General features: G+C 71.7%; 3 protein-coding genes. 2 read left to right on the top strand and 1 reads right to left on the bottom strand.

Going from position 1 to position 3,893, the window contains the following annotated elements; genetic code table 11:
* Window positions 1-79: 79 nt before the first annotated feature.
* Window positions 80-580: a hypothetical protein gene (locus BGO15_RS06040; protein WP_286747538.1), complete on the bottom strand. Its 501-nt coding sequence runs from the start codon at window positions 578-580 to the stop codon at window positions 80-82.
* Window positions 581-669: 89 nt separating this feature from the next.
* Here BGO15_RS06040 and BGO15_RS06045 point away from each other — a divergent pair, with 89 nt between their 5' ends.
* Together BGO15_RS06045 and BGO15_RS06050 are read left to right on the top strand one after the other, a co-directional pair.
* The gene (locus tag BGO15_RS06045) at window positions 670-2,073 is read left to right on the top strand and encodes an MFS transporter (protein ID WP_286747540.1); all 1,404 of its coding nucleotides are present in this window, start codon (window positions 670-672) and stop codon (window positions 2,071-2,073) included.
* A gap of 442 nt (window positions 2,074-2,515) precedes the next feature.
* On the top strand, window positions 2,516-3,893 hold a 1,378-nt coding region (locus BGO15_RS06050; protein WP_502689156.1), incomplete at its 3' end, for a peptide MFS transporter.

Genomic DNA, 3,893 nt, shown 5'->3' on the forward strand with positions numbered 1-3,893 from the left:
CTCGATGTGCGGCGCGGAAGTCAGGTCGGCCATGCAGCCAGTCTGGCACCGCACGTCAGCCGCGCGACCCGTACCGTTCTCAGGAGCTCTGGTCGGTCGAGCCCCGACGCGCGGCGGTTCCGCGGGGATCCTCACCCCGGACCGCGCCGCCGTTCCTGCGAACGGTACGGGCGAGGCGCGCCTCGCGCCGCGCGCGGCGCACCGCGGTCCGTCGCCGCGACGCGCGCGCGATCCGCTTCCGCAGCCCGAGCAGCACGAGTCCGACGAGCGCCACGACGAGGCCCGCGTAGCCCGCCCACATCACCCACGGGACGTCGACGGCCTGGCCCGCCGGCCCCGCGATCATCCCCAGGGCGAACACGAACCCGACGACGCCGCCCGCGGGAGCGACCGCCCGGCCGAGCATCCACCCGCCGATCAGGAGGGGCCCCGCGACCGACGTCGCGAACACCGTCAGCACGGCCGGGAGCACCCACGCCGGCCACGAGTCCCACACGAACGGGAGCACGGCGACGGCGACGGCGAAGCCGGTCAGCATCCATCCGGTGAGCCAGGCGAGAGCACGACGGGAGGGCAGCACGAGGTCAACGTAAGCGTCTGACCCTATGCGCCGACCGATAGCCTGAGCCCATGGGACAGGGCGAGGACGGACGAAGACGCCTCACCCGGATGCCTCGACAGGGCGCCATCGTCGCGGTCCTCGCGTTCGCGGGTCTCTCGTCGTCGTTCATGTTCACGCTCGTCGTGCCGATCCAGGCGAAGCTCCCGGAGCTGCTGCACGCCGACCGCGACGACACCGCCTGGGTCGTGACGGCCACACTGCTCGCCGCGGCGGTGAGCACGCCGATCGCCGGGCGACTCGGCGACATGTACGGCAAGCGCCGGATCGTCCTGGCGCTCGTGGCGATCATGGTCCTGGGCTCGGTCATCGCGGCCCTGTCTCCCGGCATCATCGGTGTCATCGTCGGTCGCGCGCTGCAGGGCGCCATCGTCGGCGTGGTGCCGCTGGGCATCGCCATCCTCCGGGATGTGCTGCACGAGGACCGCGTCGATGCCGCCATCGCCCTCATCAGCGCCACCCTCGGCGTCGGAGGCGCGATCGGGTTGCCGATCAGCGCGATCGTCGCGCAGTACAGCGACTGGCACGTCCTCTTCTGGCTCGCGGCCGGACTCGGGGCCGTCGTCTTCGCACTCGTGCTGTGGATCGTGCCGGTGAGCGTGCTGCGCACGGCCGGACGCTTCGATCTCGTCGGCGCCGTGGGCCTCAGCCTGGGGCTCCTCGGGCTTCTGCTGGCCGTGTCCCGCGGAGACCAGTGGGGCTGGGCGTCACCCGCCGTCCTGGGGTGCGGGCTCGGCGGCATCGCGGTGCTGCTGCTCTGGGGCTGGTACGAGCTGCGCACGAAGGACCCGCTGCTGGACCTGCGGGTCGCGGCCCGCCGCCCCGTGCTGCTCACGAACCTGGCTTCGGTGGCGATGGGGTTCTCGCTCTTCGGATCGAACGTGCTCTATCCCCAGATGCTCGAGCTGCCGGTGGCCACCGGCACCGGGTTCGGGCTGTCGCTCCTGGGTGCGAGCCTCGTCGTGATGCCGTCCGGGCTCGTGATGATGCTGCTCTCGCCGGTGTCCGGCCGGATCGCGCACCGGATCGGGCCGCGCGTGCTGCTCCTGGCGGGCTCCCTCGCGCTGATCGTCTCGTACGCCTTCACGATCGTCTGGCACAGCGAGGTCTGGCACCTGGTCGTGGCGAACATCCTCATCGGCGTCGGCATCGGTTTCGGATACGCGTCGATGCCGATGCTGATCATGCGTTCGGTCCCGCCCAACGAGACCGGCGCATCCAACGGCCTCAACGCCCTGTTCCGCTCCCTGGGCACGAGCATCGCGGCCGCGGTCGTCGCGGCCGTGCTCGCGACCTACGTGGTCGAGCAGGGCGGCGTGCAGGTGCCGACGCCGTGGGCGTTCCAGCTGTCGTTCATCCTCGGTGGGCTCGCCGCGGTCGTAGCGTTCGTGGTCGCCCTGTTCATCCCAAGCCGTCGCGCGCCGCAGGAGCGGCATCCGTCCCTCCCGGACTGAGCCGCCCGCAGCCCGGCGCCGGCGCCGGCGCCGGCCCATCCTGCAGAGCGACGGAGGCGGAGCCGGATGCCTCGGCCCGCCGCCGGCCGGGCCTGGCGGGCGACGCCCGAAGGGCGCCGCGGGATGCGGCGGGCCGAGGCATCCGGCGCAGCCGCCCCCGCAGCCCCAGCCGCGCGAAGCGCGCTGCCCCCGGCCCGCTGCCCCCAGCCCGCTGCCCCAGCCGCGCGAAGCGCGCTGCCCCCCGGCCCGCTGCCCCCAGCCCGCTGCCCCAGCCGCGCGAAGCGCGCTGCCCCCGGCCCGGCGCCCCCGCACACACCCGCGCTTCCGGCACCGCGAGGCCGCCCGCCGCTAGCCTGGGCGTCGTGAGCGATGGACGCGACTCCCCTGAAGAGGTCCCGGTCGGCCCGCCCGACGGGGCGACGGCAGCCGGCATCGGCTCGGCATCGGCGGCTTATCGGCGGCTTCGGCCGGCGGCACGGACGCCGCCGGCACCGCCGGAGACGGCGACCACGACACCCGGTTCTTCGGCCAGCCGTGGGCGCTGGCGCACGTGTTCGGCGTGGAGATGTGGGAGCGGTTCAGCTTCTACGGCATGCAGGGCATCCTGCTCATCTATCTGTACTACTCGGCCACGCAGGGCGGACTGGGGATGGACCAGACCGTCGCCGCGGGAATCGTCGGCGCCTACGGCGGCGCCGTGTACCTGTCCACGATCCTCGGGGCCTGGGTCGCCGATCGACTGCTCGGCTCCGAGCGGGTGCTGTTCATCAGCGCGATCATCATCATGTGCGGGCATCTCGCGCTGTCGCTGCTGCCCGGCTTCGTTGGCGTGGGCGTGGGCCTGATCCTCGTCGCGGTCGGGTCGGGCGGCCTCAAGGCGAACGCGACCTCGGTCGTCGGGACGCTCTACAGCGCGGAGGACCCCCGGCGCGATGCCGGGTTCTCGCTCTTCTACCTCGGCATCAACCTCGGCGCCTTCCTCGGGCCGCTGCTGACCGGGCTGCTCCAGACGCAGCTCGGCTTCCACTGGGGCTTCGGCCTCGCCGCCGTCGGAATGGCGCTCGGCCTCATCCAGTACTCGTTCGGGCGCAAGCAGCTGCCCGCCAAGTCCCGCGAGGTGCCGAAGCCCCTTCCCGCGAACCGACGTCTGCCGGTGATCGGCATCGGGGTGCTCGGTCTGGTGACGATCGTCATCCTCGTGCTCACCGGCGTCATCCGCCCGGACAACCTCGCCGTGGTCGTGATCGCGGTCAGCGCCGTCTCCGCCCTGGTGTACTTCGTCGTCATCCTGACGAGCCGCCGGCTTTCGCCCACCGAGCGGTCGCGTGTCTGGGGTTTCGTGCCGCTCTTCCTCACCAGCGTCGCCTTCTGGTCGCTGTACCAGCAGCAGTTCACGGTGCTCACCATCTACTCCGACAAGAAGCTCGATCGGAGCATCTTCGGCTGGGAGATGCCGGTCTCGTGGGTGCAGTCGATCAACCCCGTCTTCATCATCATCCTCTCCGGGGTGTTCGCCGCGATCTGGACGAAGCTCGGCAGGCGGCAGCCCTCGACCCCGGTCAAGTTCTCGATGGCGGCGATCATCATGGGCGCGGCCTTCCTGCTCTTCCTGCCGTTCTCCGGGGGCGGCGCGAATTCCACGCCGCTGCTGGCGATCGTCGGCATCCTGTTCGTGTTCACCGTCGCGGAGCTGCTGCTGTCGCCGGTCGGCCTGTCGGTGACGACGAAGCTCGCACCCGATGCGTTCCACACCCAGATGGTGGCCCTGTTCTTCCTCTCCATTGCGATGGGCACCTCCATCGCCGGGTGGTGCACGCAGT

Source organism: Microbacterium sp. 71-23, assembly GCF_001897265.1.
In the GTDB taxonomy this organism is placed as follows: Bacteria; Actinomycetota; Actinomycetes; order Actinomycetales; family Microbacteriaceae; genus Microbacterium; species Microbacterium ginsengisoli.

What these genes read in the sequence shown, in the direction of transcription:
- BGO15_RS06045 (WP_286747540.1), top strand. Translation starts at nt 670, where the DNA reads ATGCCTCGACAGGGCGCCATCGTCGCGGTCCTCGCGTTCGCGGGTCTC.